Genomic DNA, 25454 nt, shown 5'->3' on the forward strand with positions numbered 1-25454 from the left:
ATGCGCGTCCCGGTCCCCGTCACCCGGTCGAACGATTTCAGCGCGGGCTCCTCGAGCCACCTGTTCCTGGCGATCCCGCCCGCGCCGCCGCCGACGATCAACGCGGCGATCGAGATCCCGATCCCGCACGCGTGGCCGCCGGGCGAGAGCGCGGGGAAGGTCCAGAAGACGACCACCGTCTTCGTCAACGGCAAGAACGTGATGCTCGATCTGCACGACTGCGGACCTGTCATCCCGCAGATCACGATTCCGCCGCTGAACTCCCTCTTCCCGCTCCAGCTCTTCAAGTCGAAGCGCGCCGTGACCATGACCTGCTTCTCCGTCCGGATGAACGGCAAGACGACGGCGTGCACGGGCCTGTGGCCGCCGCTCCCGCTGCTCGCGTGCGGCGATCCGGTCTCTTGGCCCACGACGCTCACGTTCACCAACATGTGCGTGAACGTGCATGTAGGCATGTCCGGAGTCGACCTGCTCGGCGGGCTCCTCTTGACGCTCGCCACGATGGCCATTGATTATTACTTCTTCAGGTTGCCTGACGTGAAGCTAAGTCCTTGGCAGGAGCTCGCCAAGGGCTTCGCTGGGGCCGCCGCGAGCGGGGTCGCGAGCGCCGTCCAGCACGCGATTGATCCAGGCTATCCGATCCGCGTGGACACGAAGGTGAAGATTCCTGATGGAATCGAGATCAAAATCGTCGCCTCTGCGCTGTCCACGGATACCATCAACAATCCTCAGAAGATCTCCATCAGCATTGAGAAGAAGGTCGAGGACAAGTACAAGAGTCACGCCGCGAGCATCGGTGCTTCTGGCGAGTATACCTGGGACGCTGGCGGCGACGCGACCAAGGAGGGGTTCAAGGGCCAGCTCAGCGCCGGGGGGGCGGCTCCTGGCCTCAGCATCAAGGGAGCTGCCGCGGGCGAGCACCACCCCGGCGCCTCCGAAGAGCAGCGTACGAAGTGGACGCTCAAGAAAGAAGAGGCGACGCCATTCGGATCAGAGTCGAAGCAGATTGACTACAATCCCGGAACCCCCGATGGCCAGGGGTGGTCGAGTAAGACCGAAAGGTTGGTAAAGGGCCAGAGCGGCGACCAACGAACGACGACGATGGCCAATCCCGATGGCAGCACGACCGTCACGGTCGTCGAGAACAGGGACAACAGAGTCACAGTGAAGACTCGCAAGTATCCTGGTGGATCCACGCCGCTTCCGGAGAAGAATGGCAGCAGTGCTGGCCCGTCTGGTGCTGCTGACACCGCCGGGTCCAACACCTGGGGTCCTCCGCTGTGACCGCCGAACGTACCCCCGTACGCGATACCTATGACGCCGTCCTCGAGCTCGGCCCCTGGGAGGGTGTGCGCCCGACAGCGTACGTGCTGGTTAAAAAGACGTTCACGACCGCGGGGAGGAGCTGCGAGCTTGCACCGCCGCTGCCTCTTCTCAACGATCCTCGTGACGAGACGCTCGCTCCGCGACTCCCTGCTGGAGTCGATTTCTGGCCGGGCAAGGCGGCGACCGACTTCGTTGTCCGTGGCGCCGCGTACGCGCCCGGTGGCCGGCCGACAACGCAAATGCTCGTCGAAGCCTCCATCGGAGCGGCGTCGAAGCGCATCGCGATCTTCGGCCGGCGAGAGATCAGATGGACCGCGGGAGGCAGGCCGGTCGTCGATGATCCGGAGCCGTTCACCGTCATGCCCGTGATCTGGGAGCTCGCTTACGGCGGCACCGACCCGCGCGTTGAGCTCCAGGGGGAGGTGTCGTTGACACAGCTGGCGATGGCGTCGACGGGTATCGACCACCCTGGCACCTACCCGCGGAACCCGCTGGGCAAAGGCTACCTCGTTGAGCTCGCCCCGCTCCACGGCGCCGAGCTGCCGAACCTCGAGGATCCACGTGACCGGCTCACGGCCGAACGGCTCGTCACCAGGGATCCAGCGCTCTGGTACCGGCAGCCGCTTCCTGCGTGTTTCGACTTCGTGCCTCCGCTCGCGTTTCCGCGTCACCTTGGGTTCGGATCCTCGGTTGAACCGTGGTTTCCTGCGCCGGATGACGAGCAGTTGCCCGAGGTGCGGCTAGGCGTGCTCCCGGCAGGGTACCGCGCGGCGCGCGCGCCGGGGCTGTCGCCGCGCTTCTTTCAGGAGGCTCCGCCGGGCTTCGTGCTCGACTCGGTGCGCGGCGACGAGGTGGTTCACATCGAGGGCATGCACGCCGAGCGACCCTCGATCGAGTTCACATTGCCCCGTGCGCCGTCGATCGAGTTCACGCTCGAGGGTCGCCGCGTGCCCGTCGTGCCTCGCACCCACACGATCCTTGTCGAGCCTGCTGTGGAGCGCGTCTCTCTCGTCTACGGCGCCACGGTGGGTCTACCGCGCACGTTCGTGCCGGGCATCCACAAGTACATCCCTATCGCGGTGACGGTCGACGGCGATCGACCCATCCACTACGAGGCTCCGCCCACGCTGCGCGATCGAACGAGCTCGACGAGCGGTCGGCAGGAGCGAACGTGAGCCACGGAGCCGCCACGCCTTCGCTCGCCGAGGACCTCACGCGGAACCGGACGGGGCACCTCTCCTCAGCACAGCGAGCTGTGCTCGCGAACGCGGCGCCGGTGCGGTTCAACACGGGAGCGGTGTGGCTCGGCTTGCTCCTCACCCTCACGACTCTCGTCGTGGCTATCATGGCCATGGCGTCGGAGTCGGGGCACGGAGCCCCGGACATGAAGGCCGCGCTGATCGGTGGGGGATTTCTCCTGGCGTGCAGTCTCGGGCTGGTATGGATCCTCGTGCGCGGGGCGCAGCGCTGCGCCGCACTCCGCAGCGATATCACCGACGCCAATGTGGTGGCATATGCCGGGCGCGTGGTCTGGAGTACGCGCTTCTTCGTTGACAACTACGTCCTCGAGCCGATGGACGGATCGTCCGCCGTCCATGCCAGGTGGGCGCCGCTCCCTCCTGGGCCCTACCGCATCTACGTCCTCCCGCGCTCCCGGGTCGTCGTCGCCGCCGAATCAACGGTCGTCCCGGGAGGCGTCTGGTCCGTCTCGCTCGCCAATCCCAAGGAAGTCGGGCTCTACAATGACTCTGGCCCGGGCCTCGGCGCCGCGCTTGCGCAGCCGTTCCCCGCTGCGCCGCACATCGGTGATCGCGCCGAGCTGTTCCGCGCCCTCGCGCAAGCGCTCGCATTCAAGGCGGAGGATCTCGGATACAACCGTCGAGGCATCATGTCCCCGCGCCAGGTGCGGCGGCGACTCGCCTCGGCTGTGGTTCCCTTCATGTTCATCAGCTCGCTCGGGCTCGGGGTCACGGCGCCGATCGTCCTCAGCGATGGCTCTTCCCGCTTACTGTTGGGCGCACCTATGCTCCTCGCCGCTCTCATCTGCCTCCGGCTCCGTCGCGACGTCTTCACACGACGTGTGGAAGCCGTGGAGGGCGTCGTGGAACGGTACGTTCCGGCGAACGTGATGGAGAGGATGGCGATCAGCGACTCTGACAAGTACTATCGTTCCCTTCTTGTTGGTGGGTATAAAATTCCTGTGCTAGAGTCGCCCTTTCGCGCCGTGGTACCCAAGCTGCTGTACCGGCTGTATCTGGCCAAGAGCACGGGAAGAGTACTGAGCGCGGAGCCCCTGGACACATCATCGGCCCACCCCCACGGCGCCCCACGCCCGGGAGCGGCCTGAGAGGCAGTGTGACCATGCAGCGCATCTCCGACCCCGGATCCGCCGTGCTCTGCGAAGAGCGCTCCCCCGTCGACGAGCTCGTCGACGCCGCCCCCGCGCGCCCCGACGAGGCGCCGCCCGAGCCGCTCGCGGGCCTGCGCCCCGGCGAGGTGATCGTCGGCGAGTGCGTCGACGCGCGGCACCCGACGTTGATCGGCCGCCTCCTCGTCCGCTGGGCGACGCCGCGCGGCCCGCAGGAGCGCTGGCTGCCGTCGCTCCACGGCCTCGCCGTGCGCCCGCACGACCGCGTGCTCGTCGCGCTGCCGTCGAACTGGCCCGAGCCCGTCGTGACCGGCGTCGTCGACGGCTTCGCCCTGCGGCCCGAGCCCTCGCGCGCCGAGGCCGCGCGCCTCGCGCTCCACAACGACGAGGCGCTGCGCGTCACCACCGCCGACGGCGAGCCGCTCGTCGAGGTGTTCGCCTCCGAGACCGGGCCCGTGATCCGCCTCATGACCGAAGAGGTCGACCTCGAGCTGAAAGGCGCCCTGCGCATCAGCGCCAGGAGCATCGATCTCGTCGCCCGGCAAGGCGAGGTGCGGGTGAACGCGACCGACGACGTGGTCGTGCAAGGCGAGAACATCCACCTGAACTGATGCCGTAACCGCAGGGAGAACGACCAGCATGGCCAGCGACTTCACCTTCGCATGGGAAGGGGCGAACCGCTCCGACGACGGTCCGTGGCACCACCTCCAGGTGCTGGAGTTCCGCGGTCGCGAGTCGATCAGCGGGCTGTATGCGTTCGAGATCGATCTCGTGCGCCCGCGCCACACGCCGGACGTCGATGTGACGGACCTCGTGGGAAAGCCCGCCTCGCTGCGGATCGCGACGAAGGACAACCCCCCTTTCCGGCTCATCCACGGGCAGATCTCGGCCGCCGAGGAGCTGGGGGAGGTCCAGCTGGGCACCCGCTACCGCGTCACGCTCGCGCCGCCGTTCTGGCGCGCGACGATGCTGAAAAAGAGCATCATTTATCTCGAGAAGACGATCCAACAGATCGTCGAGCAGGTGCTCACCCGCACCTCGTGGGGCGCCGGGCTCGTCGCCTCCTCCGACCAGCCAGCCGAGGACGACGGCGACGAGAGCGCGTTCAGGCCGGCGAAGGCGACCTTCGCGTGGCGCGTCATCGACATGGGCAGGATCGCCGACGTGACGGCACGACCGTACTGCGTGCAGTACCAGGAGAGCGACTTCGACTTCGTGTCTCGCCTCCTGGAAGAGGAGGGCATCTCGTACCATTTCGAGCACACGAAGGGTGAGTGTGTGCTCGTGCTCACCGACAACGACGGCGGCCGCTCGCGCCTCGATCCAGCACGGCCGCTCGGCCCCGGCATCCTCGGGCGGGAGGTGGGCGACGTCCGGATGGGGAGCCGCGTCCGGCCGACGTCGGTCGTGCTCAACGACTACAACTGGCGCAAACCGAAGCTCGATCTGCTCGCGTCCGCGCCGGCCGGCGCCACGGACGCCGCGGTGTACGAGCACCCCGGCCGCTACGAGGAGTCGAAGGAGACAGGAGAGCGCCTCGCGGAGCAGCGAACCCAGCGCCTCGACGCCGACCGAGCGTGGGCAGCGGCGAGCGGGGCGTGCCGGCTGCTCGGTGCAGCGACGCTGTTCACGCTCGAGCACCCCACATCGAAGTGGAACGGGTCCTACCTCGTCACCACGATCGAGCACCTGGCGCACGAGCCGGGCTACTTCGCGGCTCCCGCCGGGCAGGAGCCCTACAGATGCCGCTTCGAGGCCATCCGGTGCGGCCGGAGCGGTGAAGAAACGCCATCACACTTCGTCCCGGCCCGCACCACGCCGCGGCCGCGGATCCACGGCAGCCAGACCGCGATCGTCACCGCGGAGCCGTCCGATCAGGGGGCCGAGATCAACGTCGGCGGGCCCTCGGCCATCGGCTGCGTGCGTGTGCGCTTCCACTGGGACATCGACGTCGGCCGTCATGAGAGCGAGGCGACCTCGTGCTGGGTGCGCGTGAGCCAGATGTTCGCCGGCGGCCGCGGGCACGGCGCCATCTGGCATCCGCGCGTGGGCGACGAGGTGGTCGTCGACTTCCTCGACGGCGACCCCGATCGGCCGCTGGTCACCGGGCGCGTCTACAACGGGGTCAACCTCTCGCCGGAAAACGCGACGAAGCGGCCTACCTACAGCGCGATCAAGAGCTTCACGAGCCCGTTCAACGGCAACTACAACCTGCTGTCGTTCGAGGACGCCCAGGGCGAGGAGGAGATCCACCTGCGCGCGGCGCGCGATCTCACGACGGAGGTCACGCGCAACGCGAGCAGGACCGTCGGCGTCGATGACGCGACCCAGGTCGGCGGCGACCAGAGCACGCAGGTCGCCGGCTCGCAGTCGACGAGCGCGGGAGCGATCTCGCAGAGCGCCGGGACCACGGTCGCCGTCCGCTCAGGCGCCGAGATGACGCTCTCGGCCGGCACGGTGTTCACGGGATCGGCCGGAGGCAACATGTCGCTCGGCGCAGGCGACAACAGCACCATCACGGCCGGATCCCATCTGTCGCTGGGCGCGCCGGTCGTCGAGATCACCGGGGAAGGGAACATCAACGTGGACGCACCCTGGATCGACATCAAGGGAGGTCCGAAGCTCCGAGCCGGCGCCGCGCTCGTCGAGGTCAACGGCGCAGCGACGGTCCTGATCAACGGGGGCAGCTCGATCTCGATCAAGGGCGGAACGATCAACGTCTCCGGCGGCACGGTCAACGTCACCGGGGACGGGACCGTGACCATCAAGGGCGCGGTCGTGAACCTCAATAGCTGACGGGTCGAGCGGAACGGGCACGCGCAGCGGGACGGCGCGCGCCGGAGGAACCAGGAAGATGGCGAGGGATGCATCGCAGCCGCCCGGAACGACGCCGGCCGATCTGTCCGAGTCGACGCATGGCCGTCTGACGATCGAGCGATACGGCGAGATCTCCGCACACCTGCGCCGCTTCCCGCGGTCGGCCAGGGCGGAGGTCCTCGCCCGCCTGCAGATCGCGGACGCGGACTGGGATGCGGCGGTGTGTGGGTGGACCGATGCGCTCGCCGAGGAGAGCGCCGATGGCGGCGAGGCGCTCTCGAACCGCTTCTGTCAGGCATTCGCCGCCGCCGAGGCGCGCCTCAAGCGCGAGCAGCCCACGCTCGCGTCGCTCGGCCCTTTGCCCACAGCGACGGCTCCCATGGCCTCGCCACAAGCGGTCCCGGCGCTGGCAGTGGTCCCGGCGGGAATGCGGCACTTCACGAGCCTGCGGGAGACGGTCGAGGCATCGCCGACAGCGTCGCGCGCATCGGCGCTCCCGTTCGCCCCCCGCGCGCTCCCAGGACCGGGCGAGGTCATCGCCCGCGCCGCGTCCTTCGCAGACAGCGCGCGAGCGGAGACACCCCTGGCGCGACCGGCGTTCCCGCCCGGGGGCGACACCGCCGACCTCTCGACCGCCGTGGCCTCGGTGGTCGGCCAGCGCAATCCGCTGCCCTTCAACGCAGCGCCTGCAAGCGTGCCCCCGGCCGACACGCGCCCCGGGCCACCGCCGGCTCCATCGAGGCCCGCCTCGGAGAGCGGCGCGGCGCGTGCTGCGCCGGCCACCGCCGGATCGGCGTTCTCCGGGGACCTCCGCGGGGCGCCACGGGCGATCACGTCCTGGCCAGCCAGCACGACCAGCGCTGCGGTGCTGTCGCTGGAGCAACACGCGTCGATGTGCGCCGAGATCGCGCTCACTCCTGGCAAAACGCCCGAGATCCTCGCGCGTTACGGGCTCACCGAGGCGACGCGAGCGCAGGCGGATGAGCACTGGCGAGCGCGGATCGCGGCGGAGGCCACGGCGGGGGAGGCGTGGCGGCGAGCCTATGCGCTCCACCGGGACCGGCTGCTCGGTGTGGCCTCCTGAGCTCCCCCGCTCCTCCGCCCTGCCTTCACGCCGCCGGTATCGCCGCGCTCCTCCGCGCCCTGCCCTCTCGACCTCGACGCGCCCGCCGTCACGCCATCGACCTCGCCCAGCCGTTGGCCGCGCCGCTGCCGCTCGCGGCCATCGACAGGAGCCGGCTCACGCGCTCCTCGGTCGTCGGGTGCGTCGAGAACCACTTCAGCAGGGAGCTCGCCCCGGCGAGCGGGCTCACGATGAACAGGCTCGCCGTCGCCGGGCGCGCGGCCTCGGAGGGCACGAGCTCGACCCCGCGCTCCAGCCGGGAGAGCGCGCTGGCGAGCGCCTCCGGATCGCCGCACAGCCTCGCCCCCACCTCGTCCGCCAGGTACTCGCGCGAGCGCGAGATGCCGAGCTGCACGAGCGTGGCCGCGATCGGGGCGACGATCGCGAGGGCCAGGCCCCCGAGCAGCCCCCCGCCCTCCTCCTCGTCGGACTGCCCACCGCCGAACAGCCCCGCGAAGCTCACCGCGTGGGCGATCGACGTGATGCCCGAGGCGAACGCCGCGGCGATGGTCGACACCAGGATGTCGCGGTTCTTGATGTGCGCGATCTCGTGCGCCAGCACGCCGCGCAGCTCGCGCTCGCTCAGGAGCTGCAGGATGCCCTCGGTCACCGCGACCACGCCGTGCTCCGGGTTGCGCCCGGTGGCAAAGGCGTTCGGCTGCGCGTCCGGAATGACGTAGACGCGCGGCTTCGGGATCTCCGCGCGACGCGAGAGCTCCTCCACCATCCGGTGCAGGCCCGGCGCCTCGTCCGGCGAGACCTCGGCGGCCCGGTGCATCGCGAGCACGATGCGATCCGACATGAAATAGGCGCCCAGATTCATCGCGAGCGCGAGCACGCCGAACAAGACGAGGTACCCCGGCCCGAGCGCCCCACCGATGGACACCAGGATTGCCGACATCACGCCGAGCAACAGGATCGTCTTGATCTGATTCTTCATGAACTTCGTTACCTCCTCGGAACCCTGAAATGGAGCGCTGCAAACACCGCTCCACGAAGCGGAACGCCGCGCGCGCCGCTCCCACGAACCCGTGGAACCGGCGGAAACCGCGGAACAGGGCGCCGCAAACGCCGCTCCCGGAGATCGATGTGTCGCGCTCCGCAGCATTGCAATGCCGCGTGCCACGATCAGCAGTCGTCCCATCCGGCGGATTCCCGGCGTGGCGGCCCTGACGGCCCGCCTCGCTCCGCCCCATTTTGCCCCGTCGCCCCGTTTCGCCCCGACCCGCCGGCTCCGCCCGCCTCGCCCGGCGTCAGGCCTGCCAGATCGCCAGCAGCCACACCGCGACGCCGGCCGCGCAGATCGCGAGCCCCGGGGCGGCCCGCGGCCAGACCCACTGGCCCGTCACCGTGACCGCGCGCCGCACCACCCAGATCGCCCCGGCCACCCACGCCACGAACGCCGCGACGAGCGCCGCCACCCAGCCGACCCGCGGCGCGTCGTCGCGCGCGAGCGCCTCGAGGTGCTCCCGCGCCACCGCGGCAGCAGGCTCGGTCCGGGTCCCCGGCGGGCGAGGCGCCGCCGCCGAGAGCCGGGCGATCGCGGCGTTGGCCTGCTCCAGGTCCTCGGCGTGCGGCGTCGTGAGCCACCGCGTCTCCAGCGCGGCCGTGCGCACCCCGCGCCAGGCGAAGAGCGCGAGGTCGGCCTGGCCGAGGCCCTCCGCCGCCGTCGCGAGCGCGATCAGCCGCTCGTAGGCCACCCGGACGTGCGGGGCGCCGGGCGCATACCAGCCCGCCGCGCGCCGGGCATGGAGCGCCGCGGCGTGCGGATCGCCGGCGCGCAGGGCCTCCGTGCTCTCGGCGATCTCCCGCTCGCCCGCGACCACCACGCGCACGGACGCCGCGCCGAGGAGGAAACCGACGAGCGCGAGGCCGCGCAGGACGCCGAGCACGACCGAGAGCTTCACAGAAAGTCGCGCTTCTTGAAGACGAACGTCGCGACAGCGAGGAGGCCGAGCGCCCAGCCGGCGCACGTGACCGCCGCCCAGCCGAGGTACACGAGGAGGTTCGCGTCGGCGACCTCGCCCGCGAGCAGCGGGCGGGGCGGCACGTAGATCTGCAGGTTCGGCACGACCCGGGACAGCGCGCGCCCCGCGGCGCTGATCTGGGGGCCGAAGTACTTCACCGGCAGCCGCGCGAGCGAGTCGGCGTTGCGCCCGACAAGGAAGAGGCCCAGCGTGAGCAGCGACGACAGGAACGGCGTCGAGAACGACGAGAACAGCGTGGCGATCGCCGCGACGATGCCCACCTCGAGGAACACGAGCGCGCTGCCGGCGAGCACGACGCGCCGCTCCGTGGGGGCGGCGGCCGAGAAGAGCACGCCGAGCGCGAGGAAGACCACCGACCACGGGATGAACCCGTACGTGCGCGCCGCGGGGGAGCGCCACGCCGCGACGCCGAGCACCGCGAGCGAGGCGGCCCCGGCGCCCGCCACGAGCGCCGCAGGACGGCCGGCCAGCACGGCGCTGATCTGCAGCACGAGCCCCGCGTCCGCCAGGATGAACACCGCGAGCGTGAGCAGCGTGCCGAGGTACTTGCCGACGAGGTACTCGCCCCGCCGCACCGGGCGGGCGAGGATCGGGAAGATCGTCTTCTGCTCGAGCTCCCGGTAGAGCGACGTCGCGCCGATGATGACCGCGACCGCGATGCTGAACACCGACAGCGACGCGACGCCGAGATCGCTGACGACGCGCGGCGCGTTGCGGAGCGTGTAGGCGCCGACGATGATCGCGTAGAAGGCGACCGCGAACGCGACCCCCGCGAGGCCGATCAGGATGCGCGCCCGGAGCGACTCCCGGTAGGTGTTGAGCGCGATCGCGGAGATCCGGCCGAACATCAGGGCGACGTTAGCAAGGGACAGGGGGAGCTTGCAAAGGGCCGGGGGTCACGGGTCGGCCGCGTCGCCGGGCGCCACGACCCGCACGTCGAGGAACCACAGGCCGTGCGCCATCGCGTGCCCGTCGATCTGGAGGTAATAGACGCCCGGATCGAGCGCGAGATCGAGGAAGCTCCGCTGGGGGCCCACACCGATCGTGCAGGAAAGCGGCATTTCGGTGCCGGGGCAGGTCGGGCCGCGGCGGACCGAGAGCAGCGTCTCGTAGCTCGACCCGGCCATGTCGAGCACGACGCGCCGGCGCGCGGTGAGCGTGAGCTTCAGGAGCTGGTCCCGCGCGCCGCGATCCTCGATGCCGGCGCTGTCGCAGCCCGCGTCGAAGTCGGCGGCGGCGTTGGTCGTGTTGCCCTGGAAGAAGCCGCCGGACTCGGGGATCTCCAGGGCGCCCTCGCACGCGTCGGAGAACGGGACCAGCGTGGGCGGCGCCGCGGGCCGCACGAACGCCGTCACGCTCACCGGCTGGCCGAGCTGCGACTCCGCCACGACGCGGTACGAGCCCGCCGCGAGCCCGCGCCGCGCGCTGCGGAGCGGGGAGACGTCGCCCTCGCCGCACGCGAGCCGGTCGCCCGGGCCGCCGCACGCCGGCGCGGACAGGGCGATCGCGCCGGCGTCGCCGGACGACAGCTCCTCGACGAGGAGCACGTCGGACGCGACCGGCAGATCGAGCGCGTACACGGCGTCGACCGCGGCCGGGCCGCAGCCGAGATCCACGTCGTCCTGGTGGCCGACAAGCGACACGACGGCCGTCCGGTTCGGCTCGAGCGCCGCCTCCGACGCGCAGCCCTCGTCGGGCGGCGGCTCGGTCGGCGGCGAGAGCTCCAGCGTCACGAGCGCCGACGTCGGCGCCGTCGCGGAGACCGCGACCGCGTAGCTCCCCGCGGGCAGCGCGCGCCGGAAGAGGTGCGGCGCCACGGCGGTCTGGCAGGTGAGCTCGTCCTCCGGCAGCGCGCACGCGGCGGTCCGCAGCGAGAGCGAGGGCGCGCCGTCGCCGTCGGTCGAGACCGCGTAGAGGTCGACGTCCCGGGGCTCGGTGAGCTCGAACGCGTAGACGAGCTCCCCGAGCTCGGTCTCGCACGCGCCCCCGAGGTCCCGGGCGGCGTCGAGGATCGTCGCCAGCACCGGCTCGCCCGGCGCGAGCGGCGCCGCCGTGCCGCACGTCTCGTTCTCGGGCGCCGGCGAGGGCGGGAGGAACGCGACGTCGACGAGCACCGGCGCGCCCTCCGCGGTCGTCACGTAGACCGGCAGCGCCGTCGTCCGCTCCGGGTCGCCGAGGCCGCGGGCGCGGAGCTTCGCGAGCTTGCCGCCCTCCGCCGTCGCGAACGGGCGGCCGCACGCGAGCTCCGTGGCGGCGTCGCCGCACTGGCCCGCGAGCGTCACCGCGACGTCCGTGCCCTCGGTCCGCGCCGTCACCTGCACGTCGACCGGCGGCCCCGGCGGCAAGAGCACCGCGGCCACGACGTCGCGCGTGCTCGCCGGGCGGGGCAAGCCGCACGCGCTGGCGTAGTGGAAGCCCGCGCCCGCCGTATTCATCGCGTACGTGCCCGGCACGGAGATCTCGAGCGCGTCGGCGCAGGTGTCGTGCTCCGGGGACACGCAGCCGTCCTCGTCCGTATCGCCGTCGCAGTCGTCGTCGCGCTCGTTCCCGCAGACCTCGGGCTGCGACGAGGACGTCGCCGGATCGGCGTCGTCGCAGTCGCCCCCGCCGCAGTGCGCGTCGGGATCGCCGTCGAGATCGGCGTCGCGCGGCGCGCTCGAGCACGTCCTCGTCCGCTCGTCACACGCGTCGATCGTGCACGAGCTCCCGTCGCTGCACCCGATCGGCTCGCCGCGCACGCAGCCGAGCTGCGGGTTGCAGCGCTCGACCCCGTCGCAGTAGACGTCGTTCTGACACGCGCTGTCGTCCGGCGTGAAGCGGCACCGCCCTGCGGCGGTGTCGCACGCGTCGAAGGTGCAGGGAAATCCGTCCTCGCACTGATCGTCGTCGACGCACGGGCCGCCGAGCGTCGGGTCCGCGGGAGCCAGCTCGCCCCCTTCACCGCCGGCGCCGCCCTCGCCTCCGGCCCCGCCCGCTCCGCCGGTCGACGGGAAGGGGCTCGGGGCGCTCGAGCTGCAGGCAGCGCCCGTCAGGGCCGCCGTCGCGGCCGCGCACCAGACGGCGCCGAGAAGCGCGATACGCATCGAGGAGGAAGAAGAGGCAGAGGAGGTCGAGGGGATCGGCATCGAGCGAGGTGAGCGGCAATGAGCGTAGCAGGGCACCGCCACGTCTGGCATCATGGCGCGCGAATCCGCGGAGCGCGGCGGACAGAGGGACAACAGGGTGACCAGCGACAGATTGACCCGACCCGAGCTGACGTGGCTGCTGGCGCAGGAGGCGCGCAGCGCCGCCCAGAAGCTCCGCCAAGGCGTGGGGATGATCGCGACCGAGGCCACGCCGCCGCCGCTGCCGTCGCAGGACGACGGCGCGGGCGGCGTCGAGAGCACGCTCAACCGGCTCGACGAGGCGGTGAGCATGCTCGCGTCGCTCCACGGCCGGCCCATGGCGCGCGGGCGGCGCGGCCGCGTCGACCTCACGGCGCTGCTCTGGGAGGTCGCGCCCGAGGCGCGCGTGCAGATCGAGATGGGCGAGGGCACCACCGTGTTCGGCGACGAGACCGAGCTCCGGCGGATGCTCCAGGTGCTCATCGCCCAGGGCGGCGATCCGACCAGCCAGGCCGGCGCGCCCGAGGTGAGCATCCGCCGCGTCGGCGAGGAGGTGAGCGTCCGCGTCAACCTCGGCCCGGAGACGCCCGTGAACTTCGAGACGGAGCGGGTGTGGCTGTCGCGGATGGCGCTCCGCTATGGCGGCCGGCTCGAGCTCGACGGCCTGATGCAGACGCTGACGCTGCCCGCGGAGGTCGACCAGCAGCGCCTCGAGGTCGAGAGCCTCAAGAAGGAGCTGGCCGCGGCGCAGGCGCAGGGCGAGGCCTACGCGCGCGAGCTCGCCGCGGTGTTCTCGCGGGTCGAGGGCGAGCGCGAGCGCGGGTCGCTGGCGGGCGTCGTGTCGCGGCTCGGCAGCGATCCGGTGTCGCACCTGCCGCCGAGCGGCGACAGCCTCGCCGTGCTCGTCGCCGCGGCGCGCGTGCTCGGGACGCAGCTCCGCGGCATCCTGTCGGCGATCGGCCGCGACATCGCGCCGCTCCGGAGCCACGGCGGCGACGTGGGCGAGACGGCCTCGTCGGTCGGGCGCCACGTGACCGCGGCGTCGGAAACCGTGAGTGATCTCGCGAGGTTGGGCGCGTGCCCGCTCCACGAGTTCCCGCGCCACTGCGACGTGGCCGACCTGCTGCGCGACGTCGTGAAGGACGACGTCGCGCGCGCCGCCCGCCACGACGTGCGCGTGGTGCTCGAGTCGCCGGAGGCGACGCAGGAGGTGGTGCCGCAGGGCGCGCTGACGGTGCTGCTGCACGCGCTGCTCGACCACGCCATCAGCGCGTCGCCGCCGGGCAGCGAGGTGGTGGTCACGCTCGTCGACAACCCGAGCGGGGTCGAGATCACCTTCGACGACGCGGGCCCGGCGCTCCCTGCCGCGGCGCGGAGCGTGGTGCTGAGCCGCGACTTCGAGGCGGTCGCGCAGGGGCGGCCTCCGGCGGTGCCGCTCATCGCGGCGCACGCGATCGCGGCCCACACGAACTACGGGCTCACCATCGAGGACGGGCCGCGGGGCGAGACGCGGGTGCGGCTCACCATTCCTCGATCGGGGTAGCGCCGAGCTGACCGGCCCCCGGAGAGGGTGTTCGTCGCGCGGGGTGGGGGCCCCGCCGAACTCGCCTGAGACATGAGCCATCCGGCCTTGCCGGATGACTCATGTCTCAGGCTCAGACATCGGCCCATCCCCCACCCCGCGCGACGAACACCCTCTCCGGGGGCCTACCGTCTTCGCGGCATCAGAGACGAGCGGATCGTCATTCAAAGGAACGATGTCGACGGGAAGTCGACGTCGATGTTGAGCTGAGCGCCCCGCACGATGCGGAGGTCCTCGAGCGGCAGCGTCGTGGTGACAGGGCGCTCGTCGCCACGCTCCACGAGCGTGGCAATGGCCCTGTACTCGTCGGGCGGGAGATCCACCGTGATGCGGAAGTCCTCGCAGCTCGCGTACTCCCGCGCCACCTCGCGGCTGCCCCGGTAGACGATCAGCTCGAAATCGGCGCCCCGGCGGCCGCCGTAACGGTCGCAGGCCCGCGGGTCGCTCCGGCGGTTCACCGTCCACTCGACGGTGAGGCTCCCGACGGCTGGCCGGGGGCGGAACTCGTCGCGCACGTCGACGATGCAGCCCGCAGCCAGGAAGCCCGATAAAGCGAGACCGCAGAGGGGAAAGACGCTCTTCTCCTGATTCATCCTCGAACCCGTCCTTTCGCTGCTGCCTCACCGTCCATGCGGCGTGTAGAAACGGCGCCCCCGCTCGCGCGGATAGCTCAGCTCGCGCTCCGGCACGTACCGCGGCGACGCCTGGTATGTCTGCCGGTAGCGCCTGAGCTCCACCGGCTCCTCCTCGAAGATCACCCAGCCCCGGTTCGTCGGGTAATACCACTGGCCGTCGACCAGGTACGCGTAGGTCCCGCGGAAATAGACGCGCGGATAGGCCGCGATCTCCACCGGAACGGCCTGCGCGCGCACCGCCGGATAGCCGGACACGACATAGCCCTCCGTCCCGACCGTCGCGAGGCACCCCGTGAGCAGCGAGGCGCCGAGCCCGAGCGCAGCCGCCGTGAGCACGGACCTCGTCACGGAGAGAGACGTGGGCCGTCTTCGCACGAGCGAAGTCACCGTGTTGCTCACTTTCACGTCACGCTTCACGTCACGCTTCACGTCACGCTTCATGTCATGGTTCACATTCGTGCTCCTCGCCGGGCAGCTCAGCAATGCGAGTGCCAGCGCGGGGCGGCGCGACTCGGGATCTCCGGTGACGGAGCGCTCAGCCGCCCGCGCGCGGCGCGCCGAGCGCGCCGGCGAGCGCGAGCGCGCGCTGGATCTCCGCCGTCGTCACCAGCCCGATCACGTGCTCTCCCCCGTCGAGCACCGCGACCGCGCTCGCCTCGCCGCTCGCCAGCACGTCGATCGAGCGGGACGCGTCGTCGTCGGCGCGCGCCCTGGGCACGTCGACGGGCATCACCGCGCCCACCGTCGCCGGGGCGACGCCGCGCCCGAGCTGGCGCGCGAGGTCCCAGACCGTGACGACGCCGATCTCCCGGCGCCCCTCGCCGCCCGCGGGCTCGTCGATCACCCGCGCGCCGACCAGGTTGTCGCGCAGCAGCCGCTCGGCCACCGCGCGAGGGCTCTCGTCCGCATAGGCGTCGCCGAGCCGATCGGTCATGAACCGCGCGACAGGGACGCCGCGGAGCAGCTCGCGCGTGCTGGAGCGCGCCTGCTCGGACGAGGCGCCCATGTAGACGAACACGGCGATCAGCACGAGGATGAAGTTCCACGAGAGCAGGCCGAACAGCCCGAAGACCACCGCCATGCCCCTGCCGACCGCGGTGGCGACGCGCGTCGCGCGGACCGGCCCGAGGCGGCGGCGGAGCAGCCCGCGCAGCACCCGGCCGCCATCCATCGGGAACGCGGGGAGCAGGTTGAACGCGCCGATGATCGCGTTCGTGAGCGCGAACGCCAGGAGCGCCGCGCGGACCTCCGCCGGCCCAGGGAGCAGGCGATAGGCGCCGTAGCTGCCGAGCGCGATGCCAAAGCTCATCAGCGGCCCCGCGAACGCCATCCACGCCTCGTGCTCGGGATCGTCGCGCTCCATCAGCGAGACGCCGCCCAGCATCATCAGCGTGATCGAGCGCACCCGGACTCCATTCCTGAGCGCGACGAACGAGTGCGCCAGCTCATGCGCCAGGACCGCGACGAACAGCCCCACCGCCAGGATCGCTCCCCAGGCGAGCGGCGGCAGCCGCAGCGACTCGAGCGGGATCTCGAGCGACGACGCGATCAGCGAGAACTGCGACGCCGCCACATACGCGACGTACGGCAGGAATATCAGCAACGTGATGTGCAGCTTGATCGGGATTCCCCGGATCCTCAGGACAGTCAACCCGTGGTCGAGCATGTGCCTCCTGGTGCACTCGCACAGATGGGGCCGACAAGCGCCTTCGCAAGCCGCCGAGGGCGCGCCGGCGCATGGAAAACAGGACCATTCGCGCCAATCTGCCCCGCAATGCGCAAGCGCACCCAGGCGGAGGTGGAAGCCGAGGTGGAATGGACACGAAATCGGCGGCGAGCGCCGCGCCGACTCGATTCCAGCGCTCGCCGTGCGGTGACGCTTCTGCTCCCACGCCGTGACGTTCGCGTTCACTCATGTTTCCGTCCCAGGCGGGAATCGTCGCTCGAAATCGCCCAGCGCAGCGCGGTGCGCTCCCCGCGGCGCGCGAATTGGCGTAGCGTGGTGTGACCGAGGTCGCCCATGCGCCAGCGGGTCCCCGATGCATTGATGGCAGCGAGCGCGGAAGAGCTCACGGGCGTCGAGCTCACCGTGCTCGAATCATCGCTCTCGAGCGGCGTGCCGAGGGACCTCACGGGCCATGTATTCGCGATCGGGCCGGCGGGCTCGATCGATAGCGGCCTGCCCGGGGCGGACAGCGCGCCGATCCTGAACGGCAATGGGATGATCTACCGGCTCGACTTCGACACGGGCGGCCCGGTCCGGCTGACGTCGCGGCTCGCGCGCACCCCCTGCTACCACGCGGACGCGGCCTCGCGGCCCGGCACGCGCTTCGAGGCGCTCGGCTTCCGCGACGCCGGGCTGCTCCGCTTCTCACCCCACCTCGGCCTGCGCAACCACCTCAACCACGCGCTCGTTCCCATGCACGCGCCGCGCGCGCCGGCGCGCCTCCTCGTCACCGGCGACGCCGGCAGACCCTATGAAATCGACCCGGCGACGCTGGAGCTCGTCACGCCGGTCGGACGCAACAGCACGTGGTACCCGGCGGTGCCCGTCGATCACCCGTTTCCGGTGACGCTGGCGACCGCGCACCCGTGCTTCGACGCCGCGCGGGGCGAGCTCTTCACCGTCAACCACGGCCGCTCGCTCCTCCCCCGCTTCCTCGCGTCGCTCCCGTGGCTGGACGAGCTCGGCGCGCTCCCGCGCTCCTGGGACCGGCTCGCGTCGGCGGCCGCGTCGATGATCGAGAAGCAGATGCTCCGGCCGAGCGCGGAGCGGCTCGATCTGTTCGCGAAGCGCGCGCTCGATCTCCTGCCCGCGCGCCTGCGCCCGGGCGCGCCGCCGGGCCCGGGCGACCTCCTGGCGCGGCAGGCGGCGCGCCTCGGCGGCACCCCGCTCGCCGAGGCCGGGGGCGATTTCGTGTTCCTGCTGCGGTGGGACGGCAACAACGAGCCGGAGCGGCACCAGCTCGTCCTGCCGGCGCCGGGCGGCGCGGCGGTGCGGCCGGTGCGGATCGAGCAGAGCGTGCACCAGCTCGGGCTGACGCGGCGCTGGGTCGTGCTCGCGGACACGGCGCCCAAGATCGGCCTGGAGAGCGTGGTCAGCCAGAGCGCGCCGGAGAGCCCCGGCGTCGAGCGCCTCCTCCGGGCGCTGCTCACCATGCCCCAGGAGCCGAGCACGACGTTCTACCTGGTCCGGCGGGACGCGCTGCGGCCAGGCGGCGGGCAGGCCGTCGTGAAGAGGGTCGTCGTCCCCCTGGAGACGCTCCATTTCCTCGTCGATTACGAGGACGCTGGGGACCGCATCACCGTGCACGCGGCGCACAGCTGCGCGACCGATCACGGGGAGTGGCTGCGGTCCTTCGACCGGCACGCGGCCAGCAAGGCCCCGGCGCCGCCGCGGCTCCGCGGGATGTCCCCGCCCGGGCAGGCGGACGTGCACCGGATCGGCCGGTACACGCTCGACGCGGCCGCCGAGCGCGTCGTGGATCAAACGGTGTTCGCCGACCCGGCGCGGGCGCTCGGCGTCGGGCTCTACGCGTACCGGGAGACAGGCGCGTCGTGGATGCCGCCCGATCGCCTCGAGAACGTCTACTGGCGCGGCGTCGGGGTCTGGGACGAGCTCTCGACCGAGTTCATCGACCGGCTCTACGCGGCGCACCCGCACCGGTCGCTCCCCCTGGCCGCGCTCCGGCAGATGCGCGCCGAGGGCGGGCACCCCGACAGCCTGTTCCGGTTCAACCACCGCGCGATGCGCATCGAGGATCGCCACGAGCTCCCGCGCCGCGCCGTGGGGTGCTGGATCAGCTCGCTGCAGTTCGTGCCGCGGCGCGGCGGCAGCGGGGCGGACACCGACGGGTACGTGGTCGCGCTCGTCGCGACGGCGCACAGGGCCGAGATCTGGGTGTTCGACGCGACGAACCTGGCGCGCGGGCCGCTCTGCAAGCTCGGGCACCCGTCGTTCCGGCCGGGGCTCACCCAGCACATGGCGTGGCTCAACGCGGTCGCGCCCTGGAGGGGCGGATACCGCGTGCCGGCGGCGGAGGATCACGAGGACTTCGTGGCCGAGGCCCCCACGGACGAGGTGAAGGCGCTGTTCGAGGAGGAGGTCTATTCGCGGCTCGCGTGAGGCGCGGCGAGCAGCGGCGCCGCCACGCGGGACCCGAGCAGCGGCGCCGCCGCGCGGGACCCGAGCAGCGCCGCGCCGCGCGCGTCGGGCACGACGCCGTCGCCCCGCTCGAGCAGCACGCCCACGGCGCCGTCGCCGAGGACCGCCTCGAGGTCGTGGCCGGCCCACGGCTGCCCCGCGCGCAGGCGCGACGACCGCACCTCGCTCGCGACGACGAGCGCGCGCCGGAAGCCCCTGTCGAGGTGCCGGTTCGCCACGTGGAGCGCCGCGGCGAGGCCGCCCTGCGCGGACGAGAGGTCGAGCACCAGCTCGGGCGAGAGGCCGGCCATGCACGCGGCGAACGCCGCCGCGCCGCCGTCGCCCCGCACGCCGTCGCCGCTGGTCATGATGAGGACGTCGACGAACGGGTCACGGAGCCGCCCCGCCTCGATGAGCTGCCGCAGCACCGCAGCGGCCATCGACAGCGTGGTCTCCGCCGCGCCGGCGAAGCGCCGCTCCAGGACCCCCGTCGCCCGCTGGAGCCAGTCGGCGGAGCAAGGGAGACCGTAGCTCGTGACGAGCTCCTGGTTCGTGACGACGCGCTCAGGAAGATACGTTGCGACGGCCGTGATGCGCCCTTCAAGCATGTTCCCGCTCTGCTCCAGCGCCCGCCCCCGGCGCGCGCCGACGATGCAATCCTCCGCCGGGAAGGCTCGATCCGGAGCCCCACCGGCGCCGATCGGCCAGCGCCGGGTACCGCGTCGAGCCGGTGTCCCGGACAGCACGAGACAATCCGCCGTCGACACGACAAGCACCGTGCGACAGCCAACAACTCGGATGCTCCCTCCCCGTCTCCGACGTCATCCACTGGACCATTTACTGAACGTCCTGCGCAAGGGGGAATGACACCGCTGCGCCCCCGTCCGTTCCCGGAGGAGCGACGCGCGGCGGCGCTGCGCGTCGCATCGGGGGCGATCCGCCCGCCTGCGATGCGCGCGCCGCGGCGCGTCGCAGGTCCGCGGGGCCGGCCGCGCGTGGGGGTCTGCGCCCGTCAGTCGCAGTCGCGCGTCCTCAGGCCGTTGATCGTCGCCGGGGTGGCGCTGTGGCTGATCGCGCCCCAGCACTGCACCGAGGCGTCCGCGAGCCGGGCGCAGCTATAGTGCTTCCCCGCCGAGAGCGCGACGGCGGTCGAGATGCCCGCGACGGGCGTGAGCCGGCCCATGTCGAGCCCTGCGCCCTCGGACTGCCCGCCGCTCGAGCACTGGACCTGCCCCGTCGCCAGGAGCACGCAGGTGTGGAATTGCCCGCCGACCACGGCGATCGCCCCCGATTCGACCAGGGTGACGCCCGGGTCGGACGAGGCGCCGAGGCCGCCGAGCTGCTTGTTCCAGTCCTGACCCCAGCACTGGACCTTGCCACCCTCGAAGACCGCACACATGTGATCCTGACCTGGACCTACGTAGAGCGCCCTGCCCGGAACGGTCGTGGGCGAGACGGGGCCGCCCGTGCCTGACGAGGTGCCGATGCCGTGCATTCCGCCGTTGTTCTCCCCCCAACAAACCAGCTTCGCGGCGTCGGTCACCGCGCAGCAGCCATGGTAGTAACAAGCGACCTGGACGGGCGCTTCGCCGCTGAACGTCACGTCCGCGGGGACGTCCCCGCCCCAGCACTTGACGGCGCTGCCGACGATCGCGCACGCGTGGTTGAGGCCGCCGGAGACCATCGTCGCGCCCGCGGCGACGGTGGGCGTCCTGGAGATCGTGGTGTGACGGCCGCAGTGCACCGCGCCCGTGTCGAGCAGGACGCACGCCTCCTCGGTGAAGCCCTTGCCCGTGACCTGGACGACGCCGGTGACCTCCCCGCCCCCCTCGTACGTGAGCGTCGTCGGCGTGGTCGACGCGAAGCACACCGCCTTGCCGTCGGCCGTTGTCGCGCACGGGATGGTCGTTCCCGAGCCGTTGTTGAGCCCGGCGCACGCCGGAGAATCCGACCCGGTGCCCGGGTCGCTGCCCCCCGCGCCCGTCGTGCTGCTGGCCGAGGTGCTGCTCGCGCCGCTGGCCGAGGTGCTGCTCGCGCTGCTCGCCCCGGTGCTGCTGGCCGAGGTGCTGCTCGCGCTGCCGGCCGAGGAGCTGCTCGCGCTGCCGGCCGAGGCGCTGCTCGCGCTGCCGGCCCCGGCGCCGCTCGTCGTCCCACTGCCGGCGCTGGTGACGCCGGGGTCGCCGCCCCCGGACGCCGCCGCGCCGCCCGTGCCTTCCTCCCCGTCCGACGACGAGCAGGCCATCCATCCGCAAGCCAAGAAGCCCAGTATCACCAAGGAACGTTTCGAACTCATGTGAAGACCTCGCGTTGGTACCGCGCTTCCCGGCTCGCCCCTGATTCATGAGACGGGCCCGAGAGGCGCAGAGGACACAGAGACGCTCGTTCTTTCTCCTCCGTGCCCTCGCTGCCTCCCGGGTCCACCGCGGAAGCCGGCGCGGTGCCGCCGGGGCAACGGGCTTCGTCTCCAGGGAGGAGCTCGAGGAGCGCAGCACGAAATCTAGCTCAGTCCCACCCCGCGGGTAATGGCTGCAATCTCAGCGTAAAACTTCATTACTACCGAGTTGCCCCGCTGGAGCCCCCGGAAGGCCGCTGGAGCCCGGAAGGCCGCTGGAGATCGATGCCCGATGCGCTCGACAGGAGATCCGAGCGCCGGGCGGCAAACGCCTCTTCGCGCCCCGACTCGCCGCGTCTTCGCCTCTCCAGGGGTCCTGTGATCCTGTTATTTTACGTCCTCGCTGCGCCCAACGCGGAAAGCTGCGGACACGCGACCCAGCCGGATGCGAGCACGCATGAACGGTGCGTAACGTCGCGACATGGCGGCGACACGGCCCGGAGCGGTTATGTCGTGGAGGGTTCGATCACGGCCACGGCGGAGCATTCCGGCCCGAAGCGAGCATTCCGCTCCTGCGAGCGCGCGGATGCACAAACGTGACGACCCGTACGGCGCTGAGCAGGCAGGGCGCAGCGCGGTCGTCTCCCCGGGACGGCGCGGTCGATTGCGTCGGCCCTGCGCGCGGCCCGCGTTTTTCTGCCCGCGGAGGAGAGCTCCACATTTTGAGAACACCTGCGCTCGCCACCGCCGCAGCGCAGGACCGCGCCGCGGCGGGAGCTCCGCGCGGCAGAGAGCGCGTGGGCCATGTCTCGTATCGTTTTTTGCCGCGCGCAGGGGCGCGGCGAGGATGATGAGCCGCCGATCCGGCGCGAAAACACGCGTCGAGGCGCGCGCGCGACGCGCGTCACCAGGGTCCAATTTGCTCGAATCGCGGAGAAGTCCCAAGGGCGCGCAGATCCGAGGAGCGCCTATTTCGCGGACGCATCGCGCGAATCCACGCGGGCTCGGAGCGGCAGCACCTGCACAGCAGAGCGAGGCACACACCCTGCTCATGGGTGAGCCAAGGTGTTCGGGGCCGCAAGGCCAGGCATGGACACCGGGGAGGACCAATGATCTCGATTCACGGCAAGATGATGGGTCTCGCGATGGTGCTGGCGCTCGGGGCCGGGTGCGCGGCGAGCGCGGACGAGGAGGTCGACACGGACGCGATGGAGCTCGACGAGGAGAGCGTCGACTCCACGGCGGCGGCGCTGGAAGAGGCCGAGCGCGGCGGGTACGCGGCTCAGTCGCAGGCCCAGGTCGGCCAGATGGGGCCCAGCAAGCTCGGCCTGCCCCCGAGCAAGGGTCTGCCCTCGAAGGTCGGCCAGATGCTGCCCAGCAAGGGCGAGCTCGGCCCCAGCAAGGGCGAGCTCGGCCCCAGCAAGGCCTCGTTCCCGAGCAAGGGCAGCCTCCCGACCAAGGGTCTCCCGACCAAGGGCTACCCGACGAAGGGCGAGTACGGGCAGCAAGGCCCGGCGCAGATCGGCCAGTCCGCCGTCGGGCAGATGGGCCCCTCGCAGGCGCAGGTCGGGCCGGCGCAGATCGGCTCGCAGGCGCAGATCGGCTCGCAGGCGCAGATCGCCTCGAAGGGGCAGCTCGGCTGGGCGCAGACGGGCCAGACGGCCGGCATCAGCCAGGTCGGCGTCGGGCAGACGGGCCTCGTGGGGCAGGACGCCAGCCAGCGTGACGGCGCGCGCTGCTTCGGCGGCTTCGGCGGCTTCGGCGGCGGCTTCGGCTGCGGTCTGACGGCGGTCACGACGTCGATCACCAGCCTCGTCCCGACGTTCATCAACCCCTGCTTCAGCCCGTGCGGCTTCGGCGGCTTCGGCGGCTTCGGCGGCGGCTTCTGGTGAGCTTGATCTGACCGCACCGCGCCGGACGGCGCCACAGGCTCCGCGTCCCAGGATCCCACGGCGCCGCTCCGGCCCTCCTCTTCGATGGGCTCCCGAGCGCCGGTAGCCCGGGGTTGGATATCCCGGGCTGCCGGCGGCTCCCCTCTCCCCTCCTCCGCTCGCGCGGAAGCCGCCCCACCGACGCCGGTGGGGATCGCGCGAGCCCTCCATCCACCCGCCGTCAATCCCCCCCCGCCCTCCATCCACCCGCCGTCACTCCACCCGCCAGCACTCCATCGTCAGCCGCCCTGACCGAGCGCGCGATCCAGGTAGAACGCCGCGCTCACCAGCCCGAGGTGGGTGAACGCCTGGGGGAAGTTGCCGAGCAGCTCTCCGCTCGCCCCGATCTGCTCGGAGTACAGGCCGAGGTGGTTGGCGTACGTGAGCATCTTCTCGAAGAGGAACCGCGCGTCGTCGAGGCGGCCAGCGCGCGCCTGGGCCTCGACGAGCCAGAAGCTGCAGATGCTGAACGTGCCCTCCTTGCCGTCGAGGCCGTCGCCGGCGCCCTTGCCGAGCTCGTAGCGGTGGACGAGCGTGTCGCTCGCGAGCTCGGCGAGCGTGCGATCGATCGTGCCGACCATGCGCGGATCGGTGGGGGAGATGAAGCGCATGAGCGACATGAGCAGGTTGCTCGCGTCGAGCGCCGCCGAGCCGAACGACTGCACGAACGTCCGCCGCTCCGCGTCCCAGCCGCGGGTCATGATCGTCTCGTAGACCTCGTCGCGCGCGCGGGCGACGCGCTGCCGGTCGAGCGGCAGCGAGCGCTTGTCCGCGAGCCGCAAGGTGCGGTCGAGCGCGACCCAGCACTGGAGCTTGGAGTAGACGAACTGCCGCTTCCCGCCCCGCACCTCCCAGATGCTCTCGTCCTCCTTGTCCCAGTGCTCGCAGACCCAGTAGGCCATGCGCCGGTGCTCGCGCCAGAAATCGTAGGAGATGGGAGATCCATACTTGTCGAACAGGTACACCGAGTCGATGAGCTCGCCGTAGATGTCGAGCTGGAGCTGCTCTGTCGCGCCGTTCCCGATCCGGACCGGCCGCGACCCGCGGTAGCCGTCGAGGTGGGTCAGCGCGACCTCGGGCAATTCGTGGCGGCCGTCGATTCCGTACATGAGCTGGAGCGGGCCGGTGGGGCCGTCCTCCTCGGAGACGCGGGCCATCAGCCATTCCATGAACCGCGCGGCCTCCTCGGTGTAGCCGAGCCGGAGGAACGCGTAGAGGGTGAACGCGGCGTCGCGCACCCAGACGTAGCGGTAGTCCCAGTTGCGGACGCCGCCGATCTCCTCGGGCAGGCTGGTGGTCGCCGCGGCGACGATCGCGCCGGTCGGCTCGAACGTGAGCAGCTTGAGGACGAGCGCCGACCGGTCGACCATCTCGCGCCAGCGCCCCTTGTAGCGCGACTTGCCGACCCACTGCCGCCAGAAGGTGACCGTGCGCCGGAGGGCCTCGTCGCCGTCGATCGGGGTCGAGAGCAGGTCGGCGTTCGCGGTCCAGTCCTCGACCTGGCGCAGCGAGAACGTGGCCGACTCGCCCTCCTGCAGGACGAAGTCCGCGGTCACCCCGCCGGCGCCGTCGGGGAGCAGGGGGATCGGGCTGATCAGGGCGAGGTCGAGGCCATCGGAGTCGAAGACGGCGCCGCGCGGGTCGTCGAGGAGGACGCGGTGGGGACGGCGGGCAAAGTCGATCGCGGGGCGGCAGGAGAGCCGGAAGCGCACCGCCCCGCGGACGGCGCGCGCGACGCGGACGATCTGGTGCATGCCGCGGCGGTAGGCGCCGTACGTGTCCCGGTGGATCGGCATGAAGTCGCAGACCTCGCCGACGCCCTCCGCGTCGAGGAACCGCGTGAGGAGCACGTTGGTGTCCGGCAGGTACATCTGCTTGCGCGACGCGCTGTGCGCCGCGGCGAGCTCGAAGCTGCCCCCCTGTTTGTCGTCGAGGATGGCCGCGAACACGCTCGGCGAGTCGAAGTGGGGGAGGCAGCACCAGTCGATCGAGCCATCCATCCCGACCAGCGCGACGGAGTGCATATCGCCGATGATGCCGTAGGACTCGATGGGCTTGTAGGGCATCACCTCTCCATAGCGCCCGCCCGGCCGATAGGAACCGC

20 protein-coding genes are annotated in these 25454 nt (G+C 71.6%); 10 read left to right on the plus strand and 10 right to left on the minus strand.

Annotated features, from left to right (window positions below):
* The 6 genes from WME96_RS41255 to WME96_RS41280 are packed head-to-tail and all read left to right on the plus strand — an operon-like array spanning position 1 to position 7595.
* Entirely contained in the window at positions 1-1284 is a 1284-nt protein-coding gene (locus WME96_RS41255) for a hypothetical protein (RefSeq protein ID WP_437287018.1), read from the plus strand.
* Positions 1281-2501 carry a DUF2169 family type VI secretion system accessory protein gene (locus WME96_RS41260; RefSeq protein WP_437287019.1) on the plus strand — a complete coding sequence of 407 codons (1221 nt, stop codon included), beginning with the start codon at positions 1281-1283 and terminating at the stop codon, positions 2499-2501. Before WME96_RS41255 ends, WME96_RS41260 begins: the two co-directional genes overlap by 4 nt.
* Positions 2498-3673: a hypothetical protein gene (locus WME96_RS41265; RefSeq protein WP_437287020.1), complete on the plus strand. Its 1176-nt coding sequence runs from the start codon at positions 2498-2500 to the stop codon at positions 3671-3673. The genes WME96_RS41260 and WME96_RS41265 overlap by 4 nt, the downstream gene beginning before the upstream one ends.
* Positions 3674-3687: 14 nt before the next feature.
* Positions 3688-4305: a hypothetical protein gene (locus tag WME96_RS41270; protein WP_437287021.1), complete on the plus strand. Its 618-nt coding sequence runs from the start codon at positions 3688-3690 to the stop codon at positions 4303-4305.
* Positions 4306-4333: 28 nt separating this feature from the next.
* A complete protein-coding gene (locus WME96_RS41275) occupies positions 4334-6490 on the plus strand; it encodes a type VI secretion system Vgr family protein (RefSeq protein WP_437287022.1) in 2157 nt (718 codons plus the stop codon).
* Positions 6491-6548: 58 nt separating this feature from the next.
* Positions 6549-7595: a hypothetical protein gene (locus WME96_RS41280; protein WP_437287023.1), complete on the plus strand. Its 1047-nt coding sequence runs from the start codon at positions 6549-6551 to the stop codon at positions 7593-7595.
* 88 nt (positions 7596-7683) lie between these two features.
* Here WME96_RS41280 and WME96_RS41285 read toward each other — a convergent pair whose 3' ends face one another.
* The 4 genes from WME96_RS41285 to WME96_RS41300 form a co-directional block, all read right to left on the minus strand.
* A complete protein-coding gene (locus WME96_RS41285; protein WP_437287024.1) occupies positions 7684-8574 on the minus strand; it encodes a zinc metalloprotease HtpX in 891 nt (296 codons plus the stop codon).
* A 313-nt stretch (positions 8575-8887) separates the two neighbouring features.
* Positions 8888-9541 carry a hypothetical protein gene (locus tag WME96_RS41290; protein WP_437287025.1) on the minus strand — a complete coding sequence of 218 codons (654 nt, stop codon included), beginning with the start codon at positions 9539-9541 and terminating at the stop codon, positions 8888-8890.
* Positions 9538-10470 carry an ABC transporter permease gene (locus WME96_RS41295; protein ID WP_437287026.1) on the minus strand — a complete coding sequence of 311 codons (933 nt, stop codon included), beginning with the start codon at positions 10468-10470 and terminating at the stop codon, positions 9538-9540. Before WME96_RS41295 ends, WME96_RS41290 begins: the two co-directional genes overlap by 4 nt.
* Before the next feature lie 48 nt (positions 10471-10518).
* Positions 10519-12705 carry a MopE-related protein gene (locus WME96_RS41300; protein ID WP_437287027.1) on the minus strand — a complete coding sequence of 729 codons (2187 nt, stop codon included), beginning with the start codon at positions 12703-12705 and terminating at the stop codon, positions 10519-10521.
* A 139-nt stretch (positions 12706-12844) separates the two neighbouring features.
* On the opposite strand from WME96_RS41300, the gene WME96_RS41305 reads away from it, so the two are divergent.
* Positions 12845-14269 carry a sensor histidine kinase gene (locus tag WME96_RS41305; protein WP_437287028.1) on the plus strand — a complete coding sequence of 475 codons (1425 nt, stop codon included), beginning with the start codon at positions 12845-12847 and terminating at the stop codon, positions 14267-14269.
* A gap of 203 nt (positions 14270-14472) precedes the next feature.
* On the opposite strand, the gene WME96_RS41310 is transcribed toward WME96_RS41305, so the two are convergent.
* The 3 genes from WME96_RS41310 to WME96_RS41320 all read right to left on the minus strand — a co-directional run bounded on the left by WME96_RS41310 (position 14473) and on the right by WME96_RS41320 (position 16609).
* A complete protein-coding gene (locus WME96_RS41310; protein WP_437287029.1) occupies positions 14473-14823 on the minus strand; it encodes a hypothetical protein in 351 nt (116 codons plus the stop codon).
* A gap of 105 nt (positions 14824-14928) precedes the next feature.
* Positions 14929-15291, minus strand: a complete 363-nt coding sequence (locus WME96_RS41315; RefSeq protein WP_437287030.1) for a hypothetical protein — start codon at positions 15289-15291, stop codon at positions 14929-14931.
* Positions 15292-15478: 187 nt separating this feature from the next.
* Entirely contained in the window at positions 15479-16609 is a 1131-nt protein-coding gene (locus WME96_RS41320; RefSeq protein WP_437287031.1) for a site-2 protease family protein, read from the minus strand.
* 381 nt (positions 16610-16990) lie between these two features.
* Here WME96_RS41320 and WME96_RS41325 point away from each other — a divergent pair, with 381 nt between their 5' ends.
* Positions 16991-19069 (plus strand): carotenoid oxygenase family protein, encoded by a 2079-nt coding sequence (locus WME96_RS41325; protein WP_437287032.1) that lies wholly within the window; start codon positions 16991-16993, stop codon positions 19067-19069.
* On the opposite strand, the gene WME96_RS41330 is transcribed toward WME96_RS41325, so the two are convergent.
* Positions 19051-19695 (minus strand): hypothetical protein, encoded by a 645-nt coding sequence (locus tag WME96_RS41330; RefSeq protein WP_437287033.1) that lies wholly within the window; start codon positions 19693-19695, stop codon positions 19051-19053. The two genes, WME96_RS41325 and WME96_RS41330, sit on opposite strands and share 19 nt — an antisense overlap.
* A gap of 404 nt (positions 19696-20099) precedes the next feature.
* On the minus strand, positions 20100-20957 hold the full coding sequence (locus WME96_RS41335) for an RCC1 domain-containing protein (protein WP_437287034.1): 858 nt from the start codon (positions 20955-20957) through the stop codon (positions 20100-20102).
* Here WME96_RS41335 and WME96_RS41340 point away from each other — a divergent pair.
* Together WME96_RS41340 and WME96_RS41345 are read left to right on the plus strand one after the other, a co-directional pair.
* A complete protein-coding gene (locus WME96_RS41340; protein WP_437287035.1) occupies positions 20938-21384 on the plus strand; it encodes a hypothetical protein in 447 nt (148 codons plus the stop codon). The genes WME96_RS41335 and WME96_RS41340 overlap by 20 nt on opposite strands.
* Positions 21385-22528: 1144 nt before the next feature.
* Entirely contained in the window at positions 22529-23311 is a 783-nt protein-coding gene (locus tag WME96_RS41345) for a hypothetical protein (protein ID WP_437287036.1), read from the plus strand.
* A gap of 278 nt (positions 23312-23589) precedes the next feature.
* Here WME96_RS41345 and WME96_RS41350 read toward each other — a convergent pair whose 3' ends face one another.
* Positions 23590-25416, minus strand: a complete 1827-nt coding sequence (locus WME96_RS41350) for a glycoside hydrolase family 15 protein (RefSeq protein WP_437287037.1) — start codon at positions 25414-25416, stop codon at positions 23590-23592.
* Positions 25417-25454: the final 38 nt, after the last annotated feature.

The organism is Sorangium sp. So ce406 (genome assembly GCF_051474675.1).
Lineage (GTDB): Bacteria > Myxococcota_A > Polyangia > Polyangiales > Polyangiaceae > Sorangium > Sorangium cellulosum_G.